Annotated in this window: 23 protein-coding genes; 8 read left to right on the top strand and 15 right to left on the bottom strand. The window is 61.6% G+C overall.

Annotation, left to right across the window (positions count from 1 at the left end; genetic code table 11):
- Positions 1–8: 8 nt before the first annotated feature.
- The 4 genes from AERO9A_RS11340 to ribBA form a co-directional block, all read right to left on the bottom strand.
- Positions 9–818, bottom strand: a complete 810-nt coding sequence (locus AERO9A_RS11340) for an ABC transporter permease (RefSeq protein ID WP_159972055.1) — start codon at positions 816–818, stop codon at positions 9–11.
- 2 nt (positions 819–820) lie between these two features.
- A complete protein-coding gene (locus AERO9A_RS11335) occupies positions 821–1,717 on the bottom strand; it encodes an ABC transporter permease (protein WP_159972054.1) in 897 nt (298 codons plus the stop codon).
- The gene (locus AERO9A_RS11330; RefSeq protein ID WP_159972053.1) at positions 1,714–2,739 is read right to left on the bottom strand and encodes a polyamine ABC transporter substrate-binding protein; all 1,026 of its coding nucleotides are present in this window, start codon (positions 2,737–2,739) and stop codon (positions 1,714–1,716) included. Before AERO9A_RS11330 ends, AERO9A_RS11335 begins: the two co-directional genes overlap by 4 nt.
- Positions 2,740–2,937: 198 nt before the next feature.
- Positions 2,938–4,047: a bifunctional 3,4-dihydroxy-2-butanone-4-phosphate synthase/GTP cyclohydrolase II gene (gene ribBA / locus AERO9A_RS11325; RefSeq protein ID WP_159972052.1), complete on the bottom strand. Its 1,110-nt coding sequence runs from the start codon at positions 4,045–4,047 to the stop codon at positions 2,938–2,940.
- 83 nt (positions 4,048–4,130) lie between these two features.
- Between ribBA and AERO9A_RS11320 the strand changes: the two genes are divergently transcribed.
- Complete coding sequence (locus AERO9A_RS11320) at positions 4,131–4,424, top strand: DUF1330 domain-containing protein (protein ID WP_159972051.1); 294 nt, start codon at positions 4,131–4,133, stop codon at positions 4,422–4,424.
- 53 nt (positions 4,425–4,477) lie between these two features.
- On the opposite strand, the gene AERO9A_RS11315 is transcribed toward AERO9A_RS11320, so the two are convergent.
- The 8 genes from AERO9A_RS11315 to AERO9A_RS11280 form a co-directional block, all read right to left on the bottom strand.
- Positions 4,478–5,041 carry an NUDIX hydrolase gene (locus AERO9A_RS11315; protein ID WP_159972050.1) on the bottom strand — a complete coding sequence of 188 codons (564 nt, stop codon included), beginning with the start codon at positions 5,039–5,041 and terminating at the stop codon, positions 4,478–4,480.
- 4 nt (positions 5,042–5,045) lie between these two features.
- Entirely contained in the window at positions 5,046–5,798 is a 753-nt protein-coding gene (locus AERO9A_RS11310) for a GntR family transcriptional regulator (RefSeq protein ID WP_159972049.1), read from the bottom strand.
- 71 nt (positions 5,799–5,869) lie between these two features.
- Positions 5,870–6,259: a carboxymuconolactone decarboxylase family protein gene (locus tag AERO9A_RS11305; RefSeq protein ID WP_159972048.1), complete on the bottom strand. Its 390-nt coding sequence runs from the start codon at positions 6,257–6,259 to the stop codon at positions 5,870–5,872.
- A 222-nt stretch (positions 6,260–6,481) separates the two neighbouring features.
- Positions 6,482–7,921: an NAD-dependent succinate-semialdehyde dehydrogenase gene (locus tag AERO9A_RS11300; protein WP_159972047.1), complete on the bottom strand. Its 1,440-nt coding sequence runs from the start codon at positions 7,919–7,921 to the stop codon at positions 6,482–6,484.
- Between the two features lie 165 nt (positions 7,922–8,086).
- Positions 8,087–8,572 carry a flavin reductase family protein gene (locus tag AERO9A_RS11295; protein ID WP_159972046.1) on the bottom strand — a complete coding sequence of 162 codons (486 nt, stop codon included), beginning with the start codon at positions 8,570–8,572 and terminating at the stop codon, positions 8,087–8,089.
- A gap of 12 nt (positions 8,573–8,584) precedes the next feature.
- Positions 8,585–10,066 carry an aldehyde dehydrogenase gene (locus tag AERO9A_RS11290; RefSeq protein WP_159972045.1) on the bottom strand — a complete coding sequence of 494 codons (1,482 nt, stop codon included), beginning with the start codon at positions 10,064–10,066 and terminating at the stop codon, positions 8,585–8,587.
- A complete protein-coding gene (locus AERO9A_RS11285; protein ID WP_159972044.1) occupies positions 10,063–10,896 on the bottom strand; it encodes an alpha/beta fold hydrolase in 834 nt (277 codons plus the stop codon). The genes AERO9A_RS11290 and AERO9A_RS11285 overlap by 4 nt, the downstream gene beginning before the upstream one ends.
- A 24-nt stretch (positions 10,897–10,920) precedes the next feature.
- Complete coding sequence (locus AERO9A_RS11280) at positions 10,921–11,517, bottom strand: amino acid synthesis family protein (RefSeq protein ID WP_159972043.1); 597 nt, start codon at positions 11,515–11,517, stop codon at positions 10,921–10,923.
- Positions 11,518–11,836: 319 nt separating this feature from the next.
- Between AERO9A_RS11280 and AERO9A_RS11275 the strand changes: the two genes are divergently transcribed.
- Positions 11,837–13,417, top strand: a complete 1,581-nt coding sequence (locus AERO9A_RS11275; RefSeq protein ID WP_256665932.1) for a BCCT family transporter — start codon at positions 11,837–11,839, stop codon at positions 13,415–13,417.
- A gap of 65 nt (positions 13,418–13,482) precedes the next feature.
- Here AERO9A_RS11275 and AERO9A_RS11270 read toward each other — a convergent pair whose 3' ends face one another.
- A complete protein-coding gene (locus AERO9A_RS11270; RefSeq protein ID WP_159972042.1) occupies positions 13,483–13,770 on the bottom strand; it encodes a DUF3509 domain-containing protein in 288 nt (95 codons plus the stop codon).
- A 53-nt stretch (positions 13,771–13,823) separates the two neighbouring features.
- Positions 13,824–14,045, bottom strand: a complete 222-nt coding sequence (locus AERO9A_RS11265; RefSeq protein ID WP_159972041.1) for a hypothetical protein — start codon at positions 14,043–14,045, stop codon at positions 13,824–13,826.
- A gap of 471 nt (positions 14,046–14,516) precedes the next feature.
- On the opposite strand from AERO9A_RS11265, the gene dnaX reads away from it, so the two are divergent.
- The 4 genes from dnaX (at position 14,517) to AERO9A_RS11245 (ending at position 18,398) form a co-directional block, all read left to right on the top strand.
- Positions 14,517–16,637: a DNA polymerase III subunit gamma/tau gene (dnaX, locus tag AERO9A_RS11260; protein WP_159972040.1), complete on the top strand. Its 2,121-nt coding sequence runs from the start codon at positions 14,517–14,519 to the stop codon at positions 16,635–16,637.
- A gap of 23 nt (positions 16,638–16,660) precedes the next feature.
- Positions 16,661–16,987: a YbaB/EbfC family nucleoid-associated protein gene (locus tag AERO9A_RS11255; RefSeq protein WP_003460931.1), complete on the top strand. Its 327-nt coding sequence runs from the start codon at positions 16,661–16,663 to the stop codon at positions 16,985–16,987.
- A gap of 212 nt (positions 16,988–17,199) precedes the next feature.
- Positions 17,200–17,799 (top strand): recombination mediator RecR, encoded by a 600-nt coding sequence (recR, locus tag AERO9A_RS11250; protein WP_159972039.1) that lies wholly within the window; start codon positions 17,200–17,202, stop codon positions 17,797–17,799.
- Between the two features lie 41 nt (positions 17,800–17,840).
- Positions 17,841–18,398 carry a DUF4157 domain-containing protein gene (locus AERO9A_RS11245; protein ID WP_306109803.1) on the top strand — a complete coding sequence of 186 codons (558 nt, stop codon included), beginning with the start codon at positions 17,841–17,843 and terminating at the stop codon, positions 18,396–18,398.
- A gap of 30 nt (positions 18,399–18,428) precedes the next feature.
- Here AERO9A_RS11245 and AERO9A_RS11240 read toward each other — a convergent pair whose 3' ends face one another.
- A complete protein-coding gene (locus AERO9A_RS11240; protein ID WP_159972038.1) occupies positions 18,429–19,376 on the bottom strand; it encodes an AraC family transcriptional regulator in 948 nt (315 codons plus the stop codon).
- Positions 19,377–19,840: 464 nt separating this feature from the next.
- Between AERO9A_RS11240 and AERO9A_RS11235 the strand changes: the two genes are divergently transcribed.
- Together AERO9A_RS11235 and AERO9A_RS11230 are read left to right on the top strand one after the other, a co-directional pair.
- Entirely contained in the window at positions 19,841–20,140 is a 300-nt protein-coding gene (locus AERO9A_RS11235; RefSeq protein ID WP_159972037.1) for an antibiotic biosynthesis monooxygenase, read from the top strand.
- Positions 20,141–20,342: 202 nt separating this feature from the next.
- Entirely contained in the window at positions 20,343–20,903 is a 561-nt protein-coding gene (locus tag AERO9A_RS11230) for a helix-turn-helix domain-containing protein (protein ID WP_159972036.1), read from the top strand.

Raw genomic sequence — 20,903 nt, 5'->3', positions numbered from 1 at the left:
TCGGATTATCAGGCGTTCGTTTCGCTGCGCCGGCGCAGCAGCGCGGCGATCAGCATGATGGCAATGGACAGGCCGATGAGTAGGGTCGAGGCCACTGCGATTACCGGTGTCAGATCCTGGCGCAGGGTGGTCCACATTTTCACCGGCAGGGTCTGTAGCTCTGGGCTGGCCATCATCACGCTCAGCACCACCTCGTCCCACGACACCAGGAAGGCGAACAAGGCGCCGGCGACGATGCCGGGGCGGATGGCCGGGAAGGTCACCTTAACGATGGCTTGCAGGCGCGAGGCGCCGCAAATCACCGCAGCGTCCTCGATGGACTGATCGAACAGCTTCAGCGAGTTGATGATCGAGATGATGGTGAAGGGCAGGGCGACGATCACGTGGCTGATCACGAAGGCCAGCAGCGTGCCGGTATAGCCGAGCTTGAGGAACAGCGCGTAGACCGCCACGGCGATGATCACCAGCGGCACGATCATCGGCAGGGTGAATAGCGCGTATAGCGCTTCGCGGCCCGGAAATTTACCGCGCACGAGGGCAAAGGCACAGGGCAGGCCCAGGGCGACGGCGCAGAGCGTAGTCAGCACGGCGACCTTGAGGCTGGCCAGCGCCGAGTCCATCCACTCCGGGTTGGCGAAGAACTGGCCGTACCACTTCAATGTCCAGCCCGGTGGCGGGAAGACCAGCCACTGCGAGGAGCCGAACGAAAGCAGCACGATGAACACGATCGGTAGCAGCAAGAAGGCAGCGATCGCTCCGGTGGTCAGGTATAGGCCAGCACGTAGCCGACCGCCGATGGCATTGGGGGAGAGCAGCATGTTTACCTCGCGTTACTGGAGGCGACCGGCGATTCCGCCTGCAGCTTCAGGTAGACGTAGAACAGCAGCAGGGTAATGGCGATCAGTAGGGCTGCCGCCGCGCTGGCCAAGCCCCAGTTGAGGAAGGACTGCACCTGCTGGACGATGAACTCCGGCAGCATCATGTTCTGCGCACCACCGAGCAACGCCGGCGTGACGTAGTAGCCCAGGGACATGACGAATACCATCAGGCCGCCAGAGAACAGGCCGGGTCGGCACAGTGGCAGGAACACGCGGAAGAAGTTGCTCCAGGGGCTGGCGCCGCAGATCGAGCCGGCCTGCAACACCATCGGGTCGATGGCGCTCATGGTCGCCTGCAGCGGCAGGACGATGAACGGGATCATGATGTAGCTCATGCCGATCACCACGCCGGTCAGGTTGTGCACCAGCTCAAGTGGTTCATCGATCAGGCCAAGCCACATCAGCGCCGAGTTGATTGCCCCTGAGCCTTGCAACAGCACTAGCCAGGCGTAGCTGCGTGCCAGTAGGCTGGTCCACATCGACAGCAAGACGATGCTTAACAGCCACCGGCCCCAACCACGCGGGGCGAGGGTGATGGCCCAGGCCAGGGGAAAGCCCAGCAGCAGGCTGATCAGCGTGACCAGCCCCGCCACCGAGAAGGTGTTGAACAACACCTTGGCATAAGACGAATTGGCGAACAGGGTTGCATAGTTGCCCAGTCCGGGCGTCGGCTCCAGCACGCCACGCAGCAGTAGCCCGATCAGTGGTGCGAGAAAGCACAGCGCGAGGAACAGCAGAGCAGGCAACAGCGGGAGCGAACCCTTCCAGCGAGCCAGACGCGCCGGGCGGGGAGAGCCGCCGGCGGGTGACTGGGTCAACGGCACGGCGGCGATCTTCATTTCAGCAACCACTCATTCCAGCGGGCGGCGATGTCATTGCCATGCTCGGCCCAGTAAGCGAAGTCCAGAGTCACCTGATCGGCCTCATGTGCGGTAGGCAGGCTGGGAGCCAACTCTTTATCGAGCTGCGCTACCGAGTCCAGGTTGACCGGTGCGTAGGCCGTGAGGTTGGCGAACTCAGCCTGCCCTTCTGCACCACTGGCCATGGCCAGGAACTTCATGGCGGCATCCTTGTTTTTCGCACCCTTGGGGATGACCAAGAAGTCGGCCATCACCAGGTTCTGCTTCCAGCTCACGCCCACCGAGGCGCCTTCTTGTTCCAGAGCATGGATGCGCCCGTTCCAGAATTGGCCGATGCTGGCCTCGCCGGAGGCGAGCAGTTGCTGCGACTGAGCACCACCGCCCCACCAGACGATGTCCTTCTTGATGGTGTCGAGTTTCTTGAAGGCGCGGTCAAGATCCAGTGGGTAGAGTTTGTCGGCGGGTACGCCGTCAGCCAGTAGGGCCAGTTCTAGCACGCCGGGGCTCGGCCATTTGTACAGCGCACGCTTGCCTGGGTAGGTGGCGGTGTCGAACAGCGCCGTCCAGTCTTGCGGTTTGCCTTTGCCGAGCTTGCGCTCGTTGTAGCCGAGTACGAAGGAGAAGAAGAAGGAGCCGACGCCGTGGTCGGAAACGAAGCGCGGGTCGAGGCGATCACGCTTGATGACGTTGAAGTCCAGGGGTTCGAGCAGGCCTTCGCGTGCAGCACGCAAAGCGAAATCCGCCTCGACGTCGACCACGTCCCACTGCACGTTGCCACTTTCAACCATGGCCTTCAGTTTGCCGTAGTCGGTCGGGCCGTCTTGCAGCACTTTTACGCCAGTCTCTTTGCTGAAGGGGACGGCCCAGGCGTCTTTCTGTGCGTCCTGAGTGGTGCCACCCCAACTGACGAAACTCAAACTCTCGGCTGCGTTCGCGCTGACGGCGGCCGTGCCCATGAGCGTGGAGGCCAGAATGGCCGCTATCGTTTTCTTGAACACCATCTTGCTTGCCCTCGTTGTTGTGTTTTTACGCAAGCGGGCGATTGTTCACGCCCGCTTTTCAGGGAGCAGTGACCCCATTCGGGGTGTGTTAAGTCTGGCCGTGACAGAGAGCTTTTTGGTGTTGTGCTGATGCGTCTGTCAGTTCTTCGGCCTACGGAATGTCATATTATGGTATTCCAAGATTTGTGCAAGACTTTGTCAGCCTTCGAAGGCAATGCTTTCCACGACCTCTAGGTCGTAGCCAGTCAAGCCCGCATACTTGAGCGGTGGGCCTAGATGGCGCAACTTGCCAGCGCCCAGGTCCTGTAGGATCTGGGCGCCAGTGCCCACTTCTGAATATATACGCGATTGCGTGCGGCTGAACGGTCGGCGCGGTTGGGTCAACTGTGGTACGCGTTCGAGCAGGGCTTGCGACGATTCGTTGTTGGCCAGCACCACCACCACGCCATGCCCGGTTTCCGCCACTTTCTGTAGGGCCGCCCACAACGTCCAGTTTTGCGGGCCGGTGTATTCGGCGCCGACCAGATCGCGTAGCGGGTCTATCACGTGCACGCGTACCAGCGTCGGCTCATCGTGACGGATATCACCCATCACCATGGCCATGTGCACGCCACCGGCGATGCGATCCTCGTAGGTGACCAGGCGGAAGGTGCCGTGCACGGTGGGCAGCTCACGTTCACCGATACGCACCACGGTGTGTTCGTTGCTCAGGCGATAGTGGATGAGATCGGCGATGGTGCCGATCTTGATGCCGTGTTGACGGGCGAATACTTCCAGATCCGGGCGGCGCGCCATGCTGCCGTCTTCGTTCATCACCTCGACGATCACCGAGGCAGGCGTCAGTCCGGCTAGGCGGGCCAGATCGCAACCGGCTTCGGTGTGTCCGGCACGGGTCAGTACACCGCCGTCGCGGGCGCGCAGCGGAAAGATGTGCCCAGGCTGCACCAGATCCTCGGCCACAGCGTTCGGCGCCACGGCAGTCAAAACCGTGTGGCAGCGATCGGCTGCGGAAATGCCGGTGGTCACGCCCTGGGCGGCTTCGATGGAAATGGTGAACGCGGTGCTGAAGGCGCTGCCATTGGCCGGCACCATCTGCTCCAGGCCCAGACGCTGGCAGTGTTCCTCGGTCAGCGTCAGGCAGATCAGGCCACGCGCCTCGCGCGCCATGAAGTTGATTGCGGCGGGGGTGCATTTTTCTGCGGCTAGTAGCAGGTCGCCCTCGTTCTCGCGATCCTCGTCGTCGACCAGCAACACCATCTTGCCCTGGCGGTAGTCTTCGATGATTTCTTCGATGGAGTTGAATGACATGAGGCGGCACCTGGGGTTGTCTTGGAATGATGAAATCATGGTATACCATAATACCTAGAAAACCACCCTCTACCGGAGTCAGCATGAAGGCTTACTGGATCGCTCACATCGATGTCACCGACCCGCAGCAATACAGCGAATACACCCGCCGCGCGCCCGCTGCGTTCAGCCTGCATGGCGGGCGTTTCCTGGCTCGTGGTGGCCGTTCGCAGGCCATGGAAGGACGACCGACACCGCAGCGCAGCGTGGTGATCGAGTTCGACTCTTATGAGCAGGCACTGGCCTGCTACAACTCGGCTGAATACCAGGAGGCCTGCCTACACCGCCAGGGCGTGGCAAAGGCAGAGGTGATCATCGTCGAGGGTATTGAGGCGTAGCGCCGCAAGAGCCTGCGATCTAGCCCGGACTGCATCCGGGCTACGGACGACGTTCAGCGCATGAAATGCACTTTGCCGGTGTCGTCGTTGCCCATGTAGATGCCGTACACACCGGCCTGGCGTTCCTCGATATAGCGTTCGAGAATCTGCCGGATGGCTGGGTAATAGATCTCGCCCCAGGGAATTTCCTCGGGGGCGAAAAAGCGATAGGCGAGGGTTTCCGGGCCATGCTGGCCGGTGATCTCCAGCGCGCAGGCGCGGAAGATGATGTACACCTCGCTGATACGCGGCACGCTGAAGATGGAGTAGGGCGAGAGGATTTCGGCGCGTACACCGGTTTCTTCCCAGACTTCGCGCAGGGCGGCCTGTTCGGTGGTCTCGCCGTTTTCCATGAAGCCGGCCGGCAGCGTCCATGTGCCGACACGTGGCGCGATAGCACGCTGACAAAGCAGGTAGCGGCCCTCGCGCTCGATGATGCAGCCGGCGATGACCTTTGGGTTCTCGTAGTGGATATAGCTGCAGGCGCCGCATATCAGGCGCTCATGGGTGTCGCCATCGGGCTGCCGGCGGCTGAGATCGCCCGAGCCGCACTGCGGGCAGAAGCGCGGGGCGGGCATGGCGTCAGCGTCCGATGCGCGGCTCTTGCTGGGCGATAGGGGTGACGAAGTCGCGTATCTCCCCGGTTTCGTCCTGCTTGGACTTGAGGTAATCCAGCGCCACCTTGGCCGCGGCCCGCACGTGATCCACCGAGGCCTGGTGTGCGACCAGCGGATCGCCGCTCTTGATCGCCTCGACGATGCGCTCCATTTCCTGGTTGCTGGTGCCGCGACGGTTGGTTTGTGACACCGAGGTGGCGCGCAGGTAGCTGATACGCGCCTGCAACTGACGCAGTTGAGTGGCGGCGATCTGGTTGCCGGAGCCTTCGAACAGTACCTCGTAGAAGCCTTGAACCGATTCCAGTACGGCCTGCAGGTCGCCGCTCTCCAGCGTCTTGCGATTCTCCTCCAAGGCCTTTTCCAGGGCGCGAATGTCCTTGGGCTTGGCGTTGAGGGTGAACAGTTGGACGATCAGGCCTTCCAGTACGCAGCGCAGCTCGTAGATATCGCGGGCGTCTTCCAGGGTGATGATGGCCACGCGCGGCCCTTTGGCGCCGGCGAACTCCACCAGACCCTCGGATTCCAGATGGCGCAACGCCTCGCGTACCGAGGTGCGGCTAACCCCGAGGCGATCGCAGAGATCGCGCTCGACCAGGCGATCACCCGGCAGGAGCTGGAAGTTCATGATGGCGCTGCGCAACTTGTCCAGCACGATTTCGCGCAGGGTGACCGGGTTGCGATTGACCTTGAAGCTGTCGTCGAGTGGCAGGCGTTTCATGGGGTCCGCTCTTGTGAGGCTATTCGTAGAAAAACAACGAAGGAGCGCCCGTGGGCGCTCCTTCATCAGTCTTACTGGCCCTGCTCCGCGTCTGCTTCTGCGAAGGCTTCCCGAGCGATGCGGAAGCTGTCTACCGCTGCCGGTACGCCGCAATAAATGCCAACCTGCAGCAGAATCTCGCGGATCTGCTCACGGCTCAGGCCGTTACGCAGGGCGCCGCGAATGTGCAGCTTCAGTTCATGCGGTCGGTTGAGGGCCGAAATCATGGCCAAGTTTATCATGCTGCGCTCTGTCAGCGATAAACCCTCGCGGCCCCAGACATGCCCCCAGCAGTACTCGGTGACCAGTTCCTGCAGTGGGCGGTTGAAGTCGTCGGCGTTCTCGATGGATTTGTTGACGTAGGCCTCGCCCAGCACCTGAGTGCGAATGGCTAGGCCTTTTTCGTACTTTTCGTTGCTCATTTGCTCATCCTTCTGTGGTTTACAGATCGTAGAAAAACGTAGGCGAGGCAGGTAGGACAATACCGATGGCGGCCCCGCAAAAACGGCCGAAAAACGCTCGGAGTCGCGTTCGACTTTACCTGTTGTAAATGAGCATTTTTGACGGGGGCGCCTAGCCTGGGCTCGCACGCGAGGCCGTTTTTAACGCAGTATTGCCAACGCAGGTAGTTTTTCGACGGCCTGCTACAGGCCACCCATCAGGGTGTACTTGATCTCCAGATAATCGTCGATACCGTACTTCGAGCCTTCGCGGCCCAGGCCGGACGACTTGACGCCACCGAAGGGGGCGACCTCAGTGGAGATCAGCCCTTCGTTGATGCCGACCATGCCATATTCCAGCGCCTCGCTCATACGCCAGGCGCGGCCCAGGTCGCGGGTGTAGCAGTAGGCGGCCAGGCCATATTCGGTGTCATTGGCCATACGCATCGCTTGCGCTTCATCGCTGAAGCGGAAGATCGCTGCCAGCGGGCCGAAGGTTTCGTCGCGGGCGACCTTCATCTGCTCGGTCACCTCGGCCAGCACAGTGGGCTGGAAGAAACCGTGGCCCAGCGGATGGCGTTCGCCACCCAGCACCAGGCGTGCGCCTTTGCTTAGCGCGTCGAGCACGTGATCCTCGACCTTCTGCACGGCGCGTTCGTTGATCAACGGACCGAGTTTGACGCCCTCGCTGAAGCCGTCGCCAACGCCGAGTTCAGCGACCCGCTCTGCCAAGCGCGCGACGAAGGCATCGTGGATGCCGGCCTGCACCAGGAAGCGATTGACGCACACGCAGGTCTGGCCGTTGTTGCGGTACTTGGCGATCAGCGCGCCGTCCACGGCCTTTTCCAGGTCGGCATCGTCGAAGACGATAAAGGGCGCGTTGCCGCCCAGCTCCAGCGACACCTTTTTCAGCGTGTTGGCCGATTGTGCCATCAGCAGTTTGCCGATGGGTGTCGAGCCGGTGAAGGAGAGCTTGCGCACCTGCGGGCTGCTGGTCAGCTCGCCGCCGATGGCTACGGCATCGCCGGTGACCACGTTGAGCACGCCGGCGGGAATCCCGGCCTGTTCCGCCAGGGCCGCCAGGGCTAGGGCGCTGAAGGGAGTTTCCGGAGCCGGTTTGACGATGCAGGTGCAGCCAGCGGCCAATGCCGGGCCGACCTTGCGGGTGATCATCGCCGCCGGGAAGTTCCACGGCGTGATCGCCGCGACCACGCCAATCGGCTCCTTGCTCACGACGATGCGCGCATCGCCCTTGTGGCTGGGGATGGTGTCGCCGTAGATACGCTTGGCTTCCTCGGCGAACCATTCGATGAAGCTGGCGGCATAGAGGATTTCGCCCTTGGCCTCGGCCAGTGGCTTGCCCTGTTCCAGGGTGAGAATCTCTGCCAGGGCATCGCTGTGCTCGATGATCAGCGCGTGCCAGCGCTTGAGCAGGTGGCTGCGTTCCTTGGCGGTCAGTGCTCGCCAGGTCGGCCAGGCACGGTTGGCGGCGGCAATGGCCTGCTGCGTTTCCATCGCACCCATGTGCGGCACGCTGCCGATTTGCTGGCCGCTGGCCGGGTTGAAGATGGCCGTGGTCGAGCCGTCATGGGCGTCGAGCCAGTGTCCGTCGATGAAAGCCTGCTGGCGAAACAGAGAGGTCATGATGGCTCCGTTGCAAACTGGCTCCTTGGGAGCCAGAGCTGATGGGGACAGAAGGCCTACCGCGCTCGGCTGCTAGCGGGGCGGGCCTGCCGCGACGCCTGGAGGGCGTCGCGTTCGGAATAAAAAGAGCCGCGACCGAGGGGGTAATAGCGCGGCCAAGAATAATCAGGTTAGCCGGGGCAGGGCGCCGAGCTTGCCGCGGTGGTAGAGCATGGGCGTGACTTCCTGTTCGGGCAGGATCAGGTTCTTCACCGCGCCGACGATGATGGCGTGGTCGCCACCGTCGTATTCACGCCACAGTTCGCATTCGATGATGGCGGTGGCCTTGCTCAGCAGCGGGTTACCCAGTTCGCTCAGGTGCCATTCGATGCCTTTGGCCTTGTCCTTGCCCTTACCGGCGAAGGCGTAGGCCTCGGCCTGCTGGTCGGCGCCCAGCAGGTGGATGGCGAAGCGCTTGCTGTCACGCAGGATCGGGTAGGTGTCGGAGGCGTAGTTGGGGCAGAACAGCACCAGCGCCGGGTCAATGGACAGCGCGCTGAAGGCGCTGGCGGTGATGCCGACGATGCCGCCTTCGCTGTCCAGGGTGGTCACCACGGTGACACCGGACGGGAAGGAGCCCATCACTTCTTTATAGATGCCGGGTTCGATCATCTTTGGAGTCTCCTAGCGCATCACGAAGGGATCAGGCATGGGCGCCTGTGAGAGGTTGATCCACACCGTTTTCAGTTCGGTATAGGCCAGCACTGAGTCGATGCCGCTCTCGCGGCCGTAGCCGCTGTTGTTGAAGCCGCCGATCGGCGCCATGGCCGATACCGCGCGGTAGGTGTTGACCCAGATGATGCCGGAGCGAATGCCTTTGGCCAGGCGATGGGCACGGCCCAGGTCGCGTGTCCAGATGCCTGCAGCCAGGCCGAATTGCGAGTCGTTGGCCATGGCCAGCGCTTCGGCTTCGTCCTTGAAGCGGATCACCGAGGCCACCGGGCCGAAGACCTCTTCCTGCATGATCTTCAGCGAGTGGCGGTCGCACTCGAACAGGGTCGGCTCGTAGTACCAGCCGTTGCCGTCGATGGCGGGACGCTTGCCACCTATGCGCAGGCGCGCGCCTTCGGCGATAGCATCTGCCACCAAGCCTTCGACCACGGCCAGTTGTTGCGCCGTGGCCATGGGGCCCATTTCGCTGGCGTCATCCTGTGGGTTGCCGATGCGGATGCGCTGGGCGCGTTCGATCAGGCGTTCGACGAATTCGTCGTAGATATCGTCCTGCACCAGCAGGCGCGAACCGGCCACGCAGCTTTGCCCGGAAGCGGCATAGATGCCGGCCACGGCGCCGTTGATGGCGCTGTCCAGATCCGCGTCGGCGAAGATGATGTTGGGCGACTTGCCGCCCAGTTCCAGCGACAGCTTGGCGAAGTTCTCCGCGCTGCTGCGCACCACATGACGCGCGGTGGCAGTACCGCCGGTGAAGGCGATCTTGCGCACCAGCGGATGGCGGGTCAGCGCCGCGCCGGTGCTTGGGCCATAGCCGGTGACCACGTTGACCACGCCAGCCGGGAAACCGGCTTCGAGGGCCAGGCGGGCCAGTTCAAGGATGGTTGCTGAGGCGTGTTCGGACGGCTTGAGCACGATGGTGTTGCCGGCGGCCAGGGCCGGAGCCAGTTTGATTGCCGTCAGGTACAGCGGGCTGTTCCACGGGATGATGCCAGCCACCACACCGAGCGGCTCGTGAGTGGTGTAGGCGAACATATCCGGCTTATCCAGTGGCAGGGTGCCGCCTTCGAGTTTGTCAGCCAGACCAGCGGTGTAATAGAAAAACTCCGGCAGGTAGCCGACCTGGCCGCGGGTTTCGCGGATCAGCTTGCCGTTGTCGCGGCTTTCCAGTTGCGCCAGTTGTTCCTTGTTCTCGGCGATCAGGTCGCCCAGGCGGCGTAGCAGCTTGCCGCGCGCGGTGGCACTGAGCGCGCGCCAGGCCGGGTTGTCGAAGGCGGCCTGTGCAGCCTGCACGGCGCGGTCGACGTCACGTTCATCGGCATCGGGCAGTTCGGCCCAGGGCTCGGCCAGCGCTGGGTTGAGGCTCTGGAAAGTCTTGCCGGAGAGCGCATCGAGCCACTGGCCGTCGATGCACATTTGGAAGCGTGCGAGCGTCATGCAACGATCCCCTTGTTCTGATTCTGAAAACTCTGCACTTGCTGCAGGAAGCCCAGCAGCGTCTGGTTGACCAAGCGCGGCGACTCCACGGGCATCATGTGCCGCTGCTCATCGAGTATGGCCACCTGGGCGCCCGGAATACGTGCGGCCAATTGGCGAGCCATGTCCGGTGTGGAGCCGGGGTCCAGCTCACCAGTGGCGACCAGTGTAGGTGCCTGGATGCTGCCCAGATCGTCGACACGATACATGTCTTGGGTGGCGAACAGCTCATAGGTGGTGAGGTAACCCTGCGGGTCATTGCTCGCCAGGGTCTGCCGAATCGCCGCCATCTGCGCCGGGTTGGCCGCTTGGTACTCGCGGCTGAACCAGCGCGACAGCGCCGCCTCGGCATTGGCATCCGGGCCATGCTCGGCGGCCTGGCGCGTACGCTCGATCACCCCGGCGCGCTGTTCGGCGCTACGGTTGAACACGCTGTTGAGAATCACCAGGCTGTCGAGCCGCTCCGGGTGGTGCAGGGCGAAGGCCCGCGCGACCAGGCCGCCCATGGAGAAACCGATGACGCTGGCGCGTGCCAGGCCGAGATGGTCGAGCAGGTCACGCAGTTGCGCTGCATAGCCTTCTAGAGTGGTGCCGGGCGCCGGACGTGGGCTGTCGCCATGACCCAGCATGTCGTAAGCGATGACCTGAAAGTGCGGGGCCAGACCGACGATCTGGCCGCCCCACATTTCCTTGTTCAGGCCGACACCATGGATCAGCACCACGGGCTGACCCTGACCGGTGGTCAGGTAGCTGGTGCCCTTCGGAGTACGCTCAGCTGTGAGCCGAATCATGGAGTGCTCCTGCACGTTCGCGGGTTACTGGGAGCTGGCTTTTTCGGCAGCCAGTTCTTCCAGGTCGATGTAGCGGTTGCCGATGCGCGGGTGCAGGCGGCCGCCGTCGGCGGCGCCGAGCACGACGATGATTTCGTCCGCGCGCGGGGCGTCTTCGATCTGCATTTCCAGGGTGATGTAGTGCGAGCGCAGGCCTTCGTCGTCCTTATGCATCATCGGAATCTGGATCGAGGTGCCGGGGCCGCCGCGCTTATTGGTGAAGCTCAGGTAGCTCTTGGCGTTGACGGCTTGGCGGTAGTGGTTGCCAAAGCGCAGGGTGTGAATCACCGCCGAGGCATGCTCGATCTCACCATCTGCACCAATCACGGCGGCCTTGCCATAGGCTTCGATCTTCTCAGCACCGCCGATGGCGGCCGTCAAGCGCTCGACCATCATGGCGCCGAGGTCCGAGCAGTTGGCCTTGATTTCCGGCTTGAGGTCTTCGACGAAGCCGCGGCCTAGCCAGGGGTTCTTGATCACGACGGCCAGCCCCACCATGGTCACCGGCTTGTCAGTGGCTTTGCCGCCCTCGATGCGGGTTTCTTCGGTATAGGTGACGATTTTGCGAATTTCGAAACTCATGGGGCAATCACTCCGAGCAGGGGTAAAGGCGGTTTGCTGCCTTATGGTATACCATAATACGGAATGCGCAAGTATCGCGTTATAGGCGCTCTGGCGTGAGTACCTGGGTGGTGTGATGTGGCGTTGATAATCAATCTTGGTTGATGGTATACCGTAATACGCAGCGTGATTGTTTGCTTGAATTCGGCATAGGCTTTTGGACGTGAGGCGTTTCCTGTGCAGGGTCTCAGGACATCTGCGTGGTGTGCGGACGTTCTGATGCCTGGCGGCTTGTCACTGTCACGCTGCTCTGGTTTACAACAAAAATAAGGAGACGCCTGTGCGCGCACATCCCTTCCTCAACCGCGAACGCTGGTTCGCCGGAGTCAATCCGACGATGGCGATAGCCTCGATCGCGATGGTTCTGCTCTTCCTGCTATTCACCCTGAGCAATGCCGAGCTGGCCAACGGCATCTACACCGGTATCAAGGCCTGGATTGAGCGCTCACTTGGCTGGTACTACGTGGCGGTGGTGAGCCTGGTGCTGTTCTTCACCTTCTGGGTGGGGCTCAGCCGTTTCGGTGACCTGCGCCTCGGCGCCGATCATGAGCGTCCCGAGTTCAGCAACTTCTCCTGGTTCGCTATGCTGTTCAGCGCGGCGGTCGGCACCGGCCTGCTGTTCTGGAGTATTGCCGAACCATTGATGCACATGCAGGGCAACCCCTTCATGGAAATGGCCGGGGTCAAGGCCGACACGCCCGAGGCCGGGCAGATCGCCCTGCGCATCACGCTGTTTCATTGGGGGTTGCATGGTTGGAGTATCTACATTCTGGTTGGGCTGGTGCTGGCCTATTTCGCCTACCGTCGCAATCTGCCACTGACTATCCGTTCTGCGCTTTATCCGCTGCTGGGTGAGCGTATTCATGGCCCGATAGGCCATGCCGTGGATTTGCTGGCGATCTTCAGCACCTTGTTCGGCACCGCGACCACCATGGGCCTTGGCGTGTCGCAGATGAATGCGGGGCTGAACTATATGTTCGGCTGGGAGATTTCCACCACCAACCAGTTGCTGCTGATCGCTGGGACTTCGGTGGTTGCCACGCTGTCGGCGGTTTCCGGGGTGCGCCGTGGCATTCTCTGGCTCAGCGAATGGAACATTCGCCTGAGCAGCATTCTCTTCCTGTTCCTGCTGCTGGCTGGGCCAACCGTGTTCCTGCTGGGGCTGTACGCGTCGAGCATCGGTGACTATCTGGCGCACTTCGTGCCGATGGGGCTGTGGACCGACCCGGATCCCGAGCGTCAGTGGCAAGGCTGGTGGACGATCTTCTATTGGGGCTGGTGGCTGTCCTGGGGCCCGTTCGTCGGTATGTTCATCGCGCGCATCTCGCGCGGTCGCACGGTGCGCCAGGTGGTGTTGGGGGGCATGCTGTCTTCGACCCTTGGTGCCTTCCTGTGGATCGTGATTATGGGTGGCACGGGTGTACATCTGCAGCTCAATGGCGTGGATCTGTCCAGCGTCGCCAACAGCGACCTGACCATGGTGCTGTACAAAACCATCGAGGGGCTCGGCGTGGAGTGGGCGACGCTGCCTATGGCTGGTCTGGCGACGCTGATGATCGTTAGCTGGTTCGTTACTTCGGCTGACTCGGCTACGTTGGTGATCTGCACCATCCTATCGATGGGTAATCAGAACCCGCCGCAGCGTTACCGGGTGATCTGGGGCTTGGGCCTGGGGGCGTTGGCCGGCACGCTGCTGCTGGCCGGTGGTCTGCAGGGCCTGCAGGCCGCCACCATTGCCGCGGCGCTGCCGTTCTCGGTGATCCTGCTGCTGATCTGCTATTGCCTGGTCAAGGCGCTGTATCAGGAAGAAGCCGAGAGGTTGGGTGCGCTGGCGCCTGTCATGCCGCTGCGCAATTCCTGATTGCTTGAGCCGTAAACGAAAACGCCCGATGCCAATGGCATCGGGCGTTTTTCATTGCGTGGACATCAGGCTGTGCGATAACTCAGCACGCTGTCCTGTTCCTTGAGTGTCTTGCGCAGGTCGGCGGGGATATTGCCGGCGCGCACGGCCAATTCCAGGCGAATTTCCTCCAGGCTCTGAGCGAAGGCATCCTGGTTGTCGAACTGCGGTTTGGCCAATACGCGGCTGTAGACGGTGCTGTCGCTCTCGTCATGCAGGGCGAGGATGATGCTGCCATCCGGCCGTGGCGAACTGAAGCTGGAGCGCAGCGGATTGAACAGGTGATCGACGAGTTGCTGGTTGGTGAGTTCCATGACCTACTCCGTCCTGAGATTGGCTAATTTCGACCTCAGGATGGTGAGTTAGTTCAGGCAACCAGCGATTGGCGGGTGCGCTCGATTACTTGCTGCAGCGAATCGTCGTTGTACTGACCCGGATACAGGCGCTGGCTGTACTGGGCGATACCGGTCTTGTCGACCAGGGTAAAACTGAAGCTGCCCTTGCGTGTTGCCAGGATACGGCAATCGAATGGCGCGAAGGCGTGGGTCAGGGTGCTGATGGCTTTCTGGATCTGATGTTGAGTCGTCATTTTTCTGGTATTTCCTTTAACGCAATTGCGCATCAGTGCGCGTGGTGTTGCTCCGTGAGGTCGGCCGAAAAGCGGCCTTAACAAGTAGACCCATAGGAGCTTTATTAGCACGATAAAGTTCCATTGTTACGGTTCTTCGACGTGGTCGGTACGGCGGAGGCAGGCAGAAAGACAGCGCCATGAATGAATTGAGGCGAGTCGGCCTGAACAGTCAGCAGATGGGATCGGGGAGGGCGGCAGCGCAGAGAGGCGCTAGACGTTGAACCGTGAAACCAGCGGGGAGGCGCGAAGGCCTTGATGACTTGCAGCGTGGTACGAACGGCGCTGATCATAGGCGCTTGTTCAAGAAATAACCAGCGTTATTTTCGTCTCTGCAACACATCCATGCCTGGCGTGCCGCTGGCGGATGCAATTTGCCGGTTGCTCCGCTAGCATTAGCCCACTTTTGCTTTCCCTATGTGACGGTTTTCCATGAGTTATCAGGTTCTTGCACGTAAATGGCGTCCGCGCTCGTTCCGCGAAATGGTCGGCCAGACCCATGTGCTCAAAGCCCTGATCAACGCCCTGGATAGCCAACGTCTGCACCACGCCTACCTGTTTACCGGCACTCGCGGGGTGGGCAAGACCACCATCGCGCGGATTATCGCCAAGTGCCTGAACTGCGAGACCGGCATCAGTTCCACGCCTTGCGGCACCTGCTCGGTATGCCGGGAGATCGATGAGGGCCGCTTCGTCGACCTGATCGAAGTGGATGCCGCCAGCCGCACCAAGGTCGAGGACACCCGCGAGTTGCTCGACAACGTGCAGTACTCGCCGAGCCGTGGGCGCTTCAAGGTCTACCTGATCGACGAAGTGCACATGCTCTCTACCAGTTCCTTCAACGCCCTGTTGAAAACCCTGGAAGAGCCGCCGCCCCACGTCAAGTTCCTCCTGGCCACCACCGATCCACAGAAACTGCCGGTTACCGTGCTGTCGCGCTGCTTGCAGTTTTCGCTGAAGAACATGCCGCCGGAGCGGGTGGTCGAGCACCTGACCCATGTGCTGACTGCCGAGAACGTGCCGTTCGAGGACGATGCTCTGTGGCTGCTCGGCCGCGCCGCCGACGGTTCGATGCGCGACGCCATGAGCCTGACCGACCAGGCCATCGCCTTCGGTGAGGGCAAGGTCCTGGCGGCCGATGTGCGCGCGATGCTCGGCACGCTGGACCACGGCCAGGTCTACGGCGTGCTGCATGCGTTGATCGAAGGTGATGCGCGCGCGCTGATCGAAGCGGTGCGCCACCTGGCCGAGCAGGGGCCGGACTGGAATGGTGTGCTCTCGGAAATGCTCAACGTCCTGCACCGCGTGGCCATCGCCCAGGCGCTGCCCGATGCCGTGGACAACGGCCAGGGTGACCGCGAGCGGGTTCTGCAACTGGCACAGGCGCTGCCGGCCGAAGACGTGCAGTTCTACTACCAGATGGGCCTGATCGGCCGCCGCGACCTGCCGCTGGCGCCGGATCCGCGCGGTGGCTTCGAAATGGTCTTGCTGCGCATGTTGGCCTTTCGCCCGGCGGGAGCCGATGACGCGCCAAAGGTCACGCTAAAGCCCTTGGGGATCAGCCAGGCCACTGCTGATTCCCAATCCAACCCAGTGGCCGGTGCCGCCGTGGTGGCACCGGCTGTCGTTGCGCCTGCAGCGCCCGTCGTTACCGCGCCTGCGCCCGAGCCGGTCGTGGTAGCGGACGAACCTGTTGCAGCGCTTGCGCCAATCGAGCCGGTTGCCCCGACAATCGCCGCTGAGCCTGAGCCTGAGCCTGAGCCTGAGCCTGAGCCTGAGCCTGAGCCTGAGCCTGAGCCTGAGCCTGCAGCACCGATTGCAGTTGCTGAGCCTGTCGATGTGCCGTGGGACAACGCGCCAGTGGCGGCGGCTATCACCGAAACATCTGCCATGGCCGAGGTTGCCAGTGCGCCGGTCGTACCGGTTGCTGCAGCACCAGCACCAGCACCAGCACCAGCACCAGCAGCCGTGACTGCGCCGGTTGCAACGACTGCGGAGCCGCAGGTGATTGCAGTGCCGGTCGATGACGAAGAGCCGCCACCCGGCGACTACGATTACGTCGAAGTAGACAACGGCGCGCTGGACTATGACTTCGATCTGCCGAGCGAAGCCGAGGCTGAGGTCGAGCCCGAACCTTTGCCTGCCGTCGCCCCGGCGACCGGCCTGGCTGCAGAATGGCTCGCGCTGTTCCCGCTGCTGGGCCTGGGTGGCATGACCGGCAGCATCGCCGCCAACTGCACCCTGATCGAAGCCAATGGCGAAGACTGGCTGTTGCACCTGGATCCGGCGCACAGTGCGCTGTTCAACCCGACCCAGCAGCGCCGCCTCAACGATGCCTTGAACCAGCAGCAGGGGCGCAGCATTAAACTGCGCATCGAGCTGCGCAAACCCGAACAGGAAACCCCGGCACAGGCCGCAGCGCGCAAGCGTGCCGAGCGCCAGCGCAGTGCCGAAGCCTCGATTCATGCCGATCCACTGGTGCAGCAGATGATTCAGCAGTTTGCTGCCAAGGTGCGTGACGACAGCATCGAGCCCCTAGATACCGCAAGTTAAACCCGAACACCGAGGATACCGAGATGATGAAAGGTGGCATGGCAGGCCTGATGAAGCAGGCTCAGCAGATGCAGGAAAAAATGCAGAAGATGCAGGAAGAACTGGCCAATGCCGAAGTTACCGGCCAGTCCGGCGCTGGCCTGGTCAGCGTGGTGATGACCGGTCGCCACGACGTCAAGCGCATCACCCTGGACGACAGCCTGATGCAGGAAGACAAGGAAGTGCTCGAAGACCTGATCGCTGCCGCCGTCAATGACGCCGTGCGCAAGGTCGAGCAGAACAGCCAGGAAAAAATGTCCGGCATGACCGCAGGTATGCAGCTCCCCCCCGGCTTCAAAATGCCTTTCTGACAGGCCACGTGGCGTCCAGTCGACGCACATGGCGGCGTTGCCGACGAACTCGGAATCCTCATGTGTTCCAGCACACTGCGGTTCCTCGTCCGTCGGCGCCTTGCCCTGTACGCCGCCTGATCGCCACTCTTACTGGTGTTGCTCGCATGTTCAGTTCGTAGGGTGGGCTTTAGCCCAGCCGATCATTGCCCGCCAACTTCTGCAGGACTTCCATGAGTTTCAGCCCCCTGATTCGCCAACTGATCGATTCGCTGCGCATCCTGCCCGGTGTCGGGCAGAAGACCGCGCAGCGCATGGCGCTGCAGTTACTCGAACGCGATCGTAGTGGTGGTCAGCGCCTGGCTCAGGCGCTCAATGCGGCGATGGAAGGCGTGGGCCACTGCAAGCGCTGCCGCAGCCTGAGTGAGGACGATCTTTGCCAACTTTGCTTGGACGAGCGCCGCGATGACAGCCTGTTGTGCGTCGTCGAGGGGCCGATGGATGTGCATGCGGTGGAGCAGACTGGCTATCGCGGCCGTTATTTCGTGCTCAAGGGGCATCTGTCGCCGCTCGATGGGCTCGGCCCGGAAGCCATCGGTATTCCCGAGTTGTTGGAACGCATCGAAGCTGGCGCTTTCAGCGAAGTGATCCTGGCCACCAATCCGACGGTGGAGGGTGAAGCCACGGCGCACTACATCGCGCAAATCCTCGCCGGTAAGGGCCTGGTCGCCTCGCGCATTGCCCATGGCATGCCGCTGGGTGGCGAGCTGGAACTGGTCGACGGCGGCACCCTGGCCCATGCACTGGCCGGTCGGCGTCCGATCAACCTCTAGGTTTCTCCTCCCGCTACGGAGCATCCTTGAACGCCGCCTTTCTGCGCTGGTTCTCTGCGCTGTTCGTGTTCGCTGCGTCGGTTGCCGTGCAGGCTGAGCAGTGTCCAAACGGGCAGGTTCAGGTGTGTTTGGGCGCCTCCTGCCTCTGTGTGCCGGACCCAGTACGGGTGCGTGAGGATGGCTTGAACATGGCGGCAACGCGGCTGCAAGCCTGGTTGCTACAGTCCCGTCAGGCAACGCTACGAGCTGGTACCGAGCCGATTCCCCTGATGATTCGCGCGCAGCTAGCGCCTTTTTATGATGACGCCTTGTTCGATGCCGTGCGCTTTCGCGTCGGTATTACTGACGAGATGGATGCCGCCAGCGTCATGCTGCAGAACCCGGATGTGCAAGCCGTGACATTGGTTGATGTGGTGGTGTTTCGCGATGCCAATGCTGCCGCCAATGATGCTGCGCTCTGGGCCCATGAGCTTTGGCACGTGCAGCAGTATCGGGATTGGGGGAGTGCCGAGTTTGCACGGCGCTACACCCGCGATTTCCAGGCGGTGGAAGGGCCCGCCTATCAGATGCAGGCTCGGGTCAGGCGGGCGCTGCGTTAATCGCGGACATTTGCCCATGTCAGATGAAACTTATGACGCAACCTGGCTCTGCATCGTTTGGCGCAAGCGTGCGATATCGCGCTGTGGCGGGGCGCCGAACAGGCGGCTGTACTCGCGACTGAACTGTGAGGGGCTTTCGTAACCCACGCGGTAGCTAGCCGCCGAAGCCTCAAGATTTTCGGACAGCATCAATCGCCGCGCTTCCTGCAGGCGCAATTGCTTCTGGTACTGCAGTGGGCTGAACGCCGTAACGGCCTTGAAGCGGTGGTGCAGTGTCGACGGGCTCAGGTTGACCTCGCGGGCCAGTTCTTCGATGCGCAGTGGTTTGTCGAAATTTCTGCGTAACCATTCAATGGCGCGGGAAATCCGCTGTCCCTGGCTGTCGGCGATGACCACTTCATGCAGGCGGTGCCCCTGTGGGCTGTGCAGCATGCGGTAGAAAATCTCGCGTAGTGCTAAGGGAGCCAGCATGGGGATGTCGCGCGGGGTTTCCAACAAGCGCAGGAGGCGGATTACGGCATCCAGAAGGCGCGGGTCGAGACGATCAAAGAACAGGGCGCGCTTGGCGGCGGCATCGGGCGCGGGCAACGGCGGCATCTCGGCGAGCAAGCTGGAGATCAGGGCTGGATCGATTTCTATGGCCAAGCCCAGGTATGGGCGCTCAGGGCTTGCTTCGACGACTCGCCCGGTAACCGGCAGTACCACGGATGCCACCAGATAATTGAGCGGGTCGTAGGTGTAGAGCTCGTCACCCAGGCGTACCTCCTTGCTGCCTTGAGCAATGATGCACAGGCAAGGATCGTAGACCGTCTGCATGGGCAGGCTAGGCGTTGTTGCACGCGCCAGTTTCAGGCCGCTAATCGCTGTCAGATGAAAGCCGTCTTCGGGGATGAATCGCTCCACAAGTCGCGCCAGTTCATGGCTAAGTTCGGCCAGTGGAGTTTCCAGGGGCGCGGTGGTGGAGTGGGGCGATGGCATGGGAGCCTCCAACAAATTGATGAAGCCTAGCTTGGTTTTTCAGGCAAGTCATGAGACGACGGAGGATTAGGCAGATATTTGCTAGAAATGTGCAAGTGGTCAGTGATACAGGGTTTTTCAGGCTTTTCTGGCGATGTATGTTCGGCCGGATGCTTGAAAATCGTCTCGCAGAATTAGGCAATTATTGATCAGTAATCGACTAACAGCATGTCGCTTGATCGCTTAGCCTCTTTGTGGGGCATATCGTTGCTTCGCTGCTTGCAACAATGAGCGAGATGGCGCGGCTGAACACGTTGATTTTCAGCAAACGCACGGCCTCTTCGCGGCGGCGCGCGTAGCCATATTTGGCAAGTGCTGCTCGTATCGTCGATTGCGCTGCTGCCTACCATCCTTGGTTCGATTCCCCTGCGACCAGCAGTTTTGCATTCGATATCACTGAACTGAAACCATGCCTGGAGGTTGCCATGTGCATCATTCACCGTATGACGTTACGTGCTCGTCATGCACGTACAGCCCAATTGGGGCGTTGCCTGGCGCGTCTGAAGACTATCCCGGCAAGTGATGGTGATTGCCTGGAGCTGAAACTGTGGCAGCACCCCGCGGAGGCGGCGGTGTGGGTCGTTCAAGGGGCTTGGTGTTCGCCTGTAGCGCGGGACGCTTTTTTGCAGGGTGATGCACTGGCGGAAGTACTGGCGCAGGCCGTTGACGCTGATTTGATCGCGAGCCTGCAATGCACGCAAGAGGTGCCGCAGAAGGCCGTTTAAGAGCTCTTGCTTGCTTTTGTGAAATTATCCGGATAGTTTTTCATGAAATTTATTTTTTAAAATTTCATGGCTCCTATGTGCTTGCATGTCGATCTGTCTGTTGATGGCTGGCGTGTCACCTTCAGTGCGCTGATGGCTGGCTGTCGCTTGTGTTGTGCTCGTGTTATGCCGCACTGGTTATCGAGTATGAGGCAGGCCTGAGATGGAGAGCCAGAATCTAGAGATGGCGGCTTTGGCCGTACTCATCCACGACTTGCGCAAGCACAAGAAGGTCACCCTCAACGAATTGGCTGAGCGTATTGGTCGCTCGGTTGGTTTTCTGTCGCAGGTTGAGCGCGGCTTGTCGCGGCCTACGGTGGCCGATCTGACCGCCATCGCCGAGGCACTCGACGTGCCGACTGCCTATTTTTATAGCCTGCCTAAACCCAAGGCGCTTGACTGGGTCACTCGCCCGGATGAGCGGCGCACCCTGTATCTGGCCGGTGGCATCACCGACATCATGGCTTCGCCAACGCTGCAAGGCGCATTCATGGTGGCCGACAGCCTGCTTGAACCCGGTGCCAGCAGTGGCGAGCGGCAGATGAGCGATCGTTCGGAGCAGGCGGGTTATGTGCTCGAAGGCCAGTTGACCCTGTGGCTGGGGGAGGACGAAGAAAGCGCCACGCTGTATCCCGGCGATGTCTTCCAGGTTCCGAGTTACGCGCGCCTGCGCTATGCCAATCAAGGCGATACCCGAACACGGGTGTTATGGATCTATACCTGA

This window comes from Pseudomonas sp. 8Z (assembly GCF_902506535.1).
GTDB lineage: Bacteria > Pseudomonadota > Gammaproteobacteria > Pseudomonadales > Pseudomonadaceae > Aquipseudomonas.
Note: the sequence above shows the minus strand (reverse complement) of the source record. Positions and strands in the feature narration are given on the sequence as shown.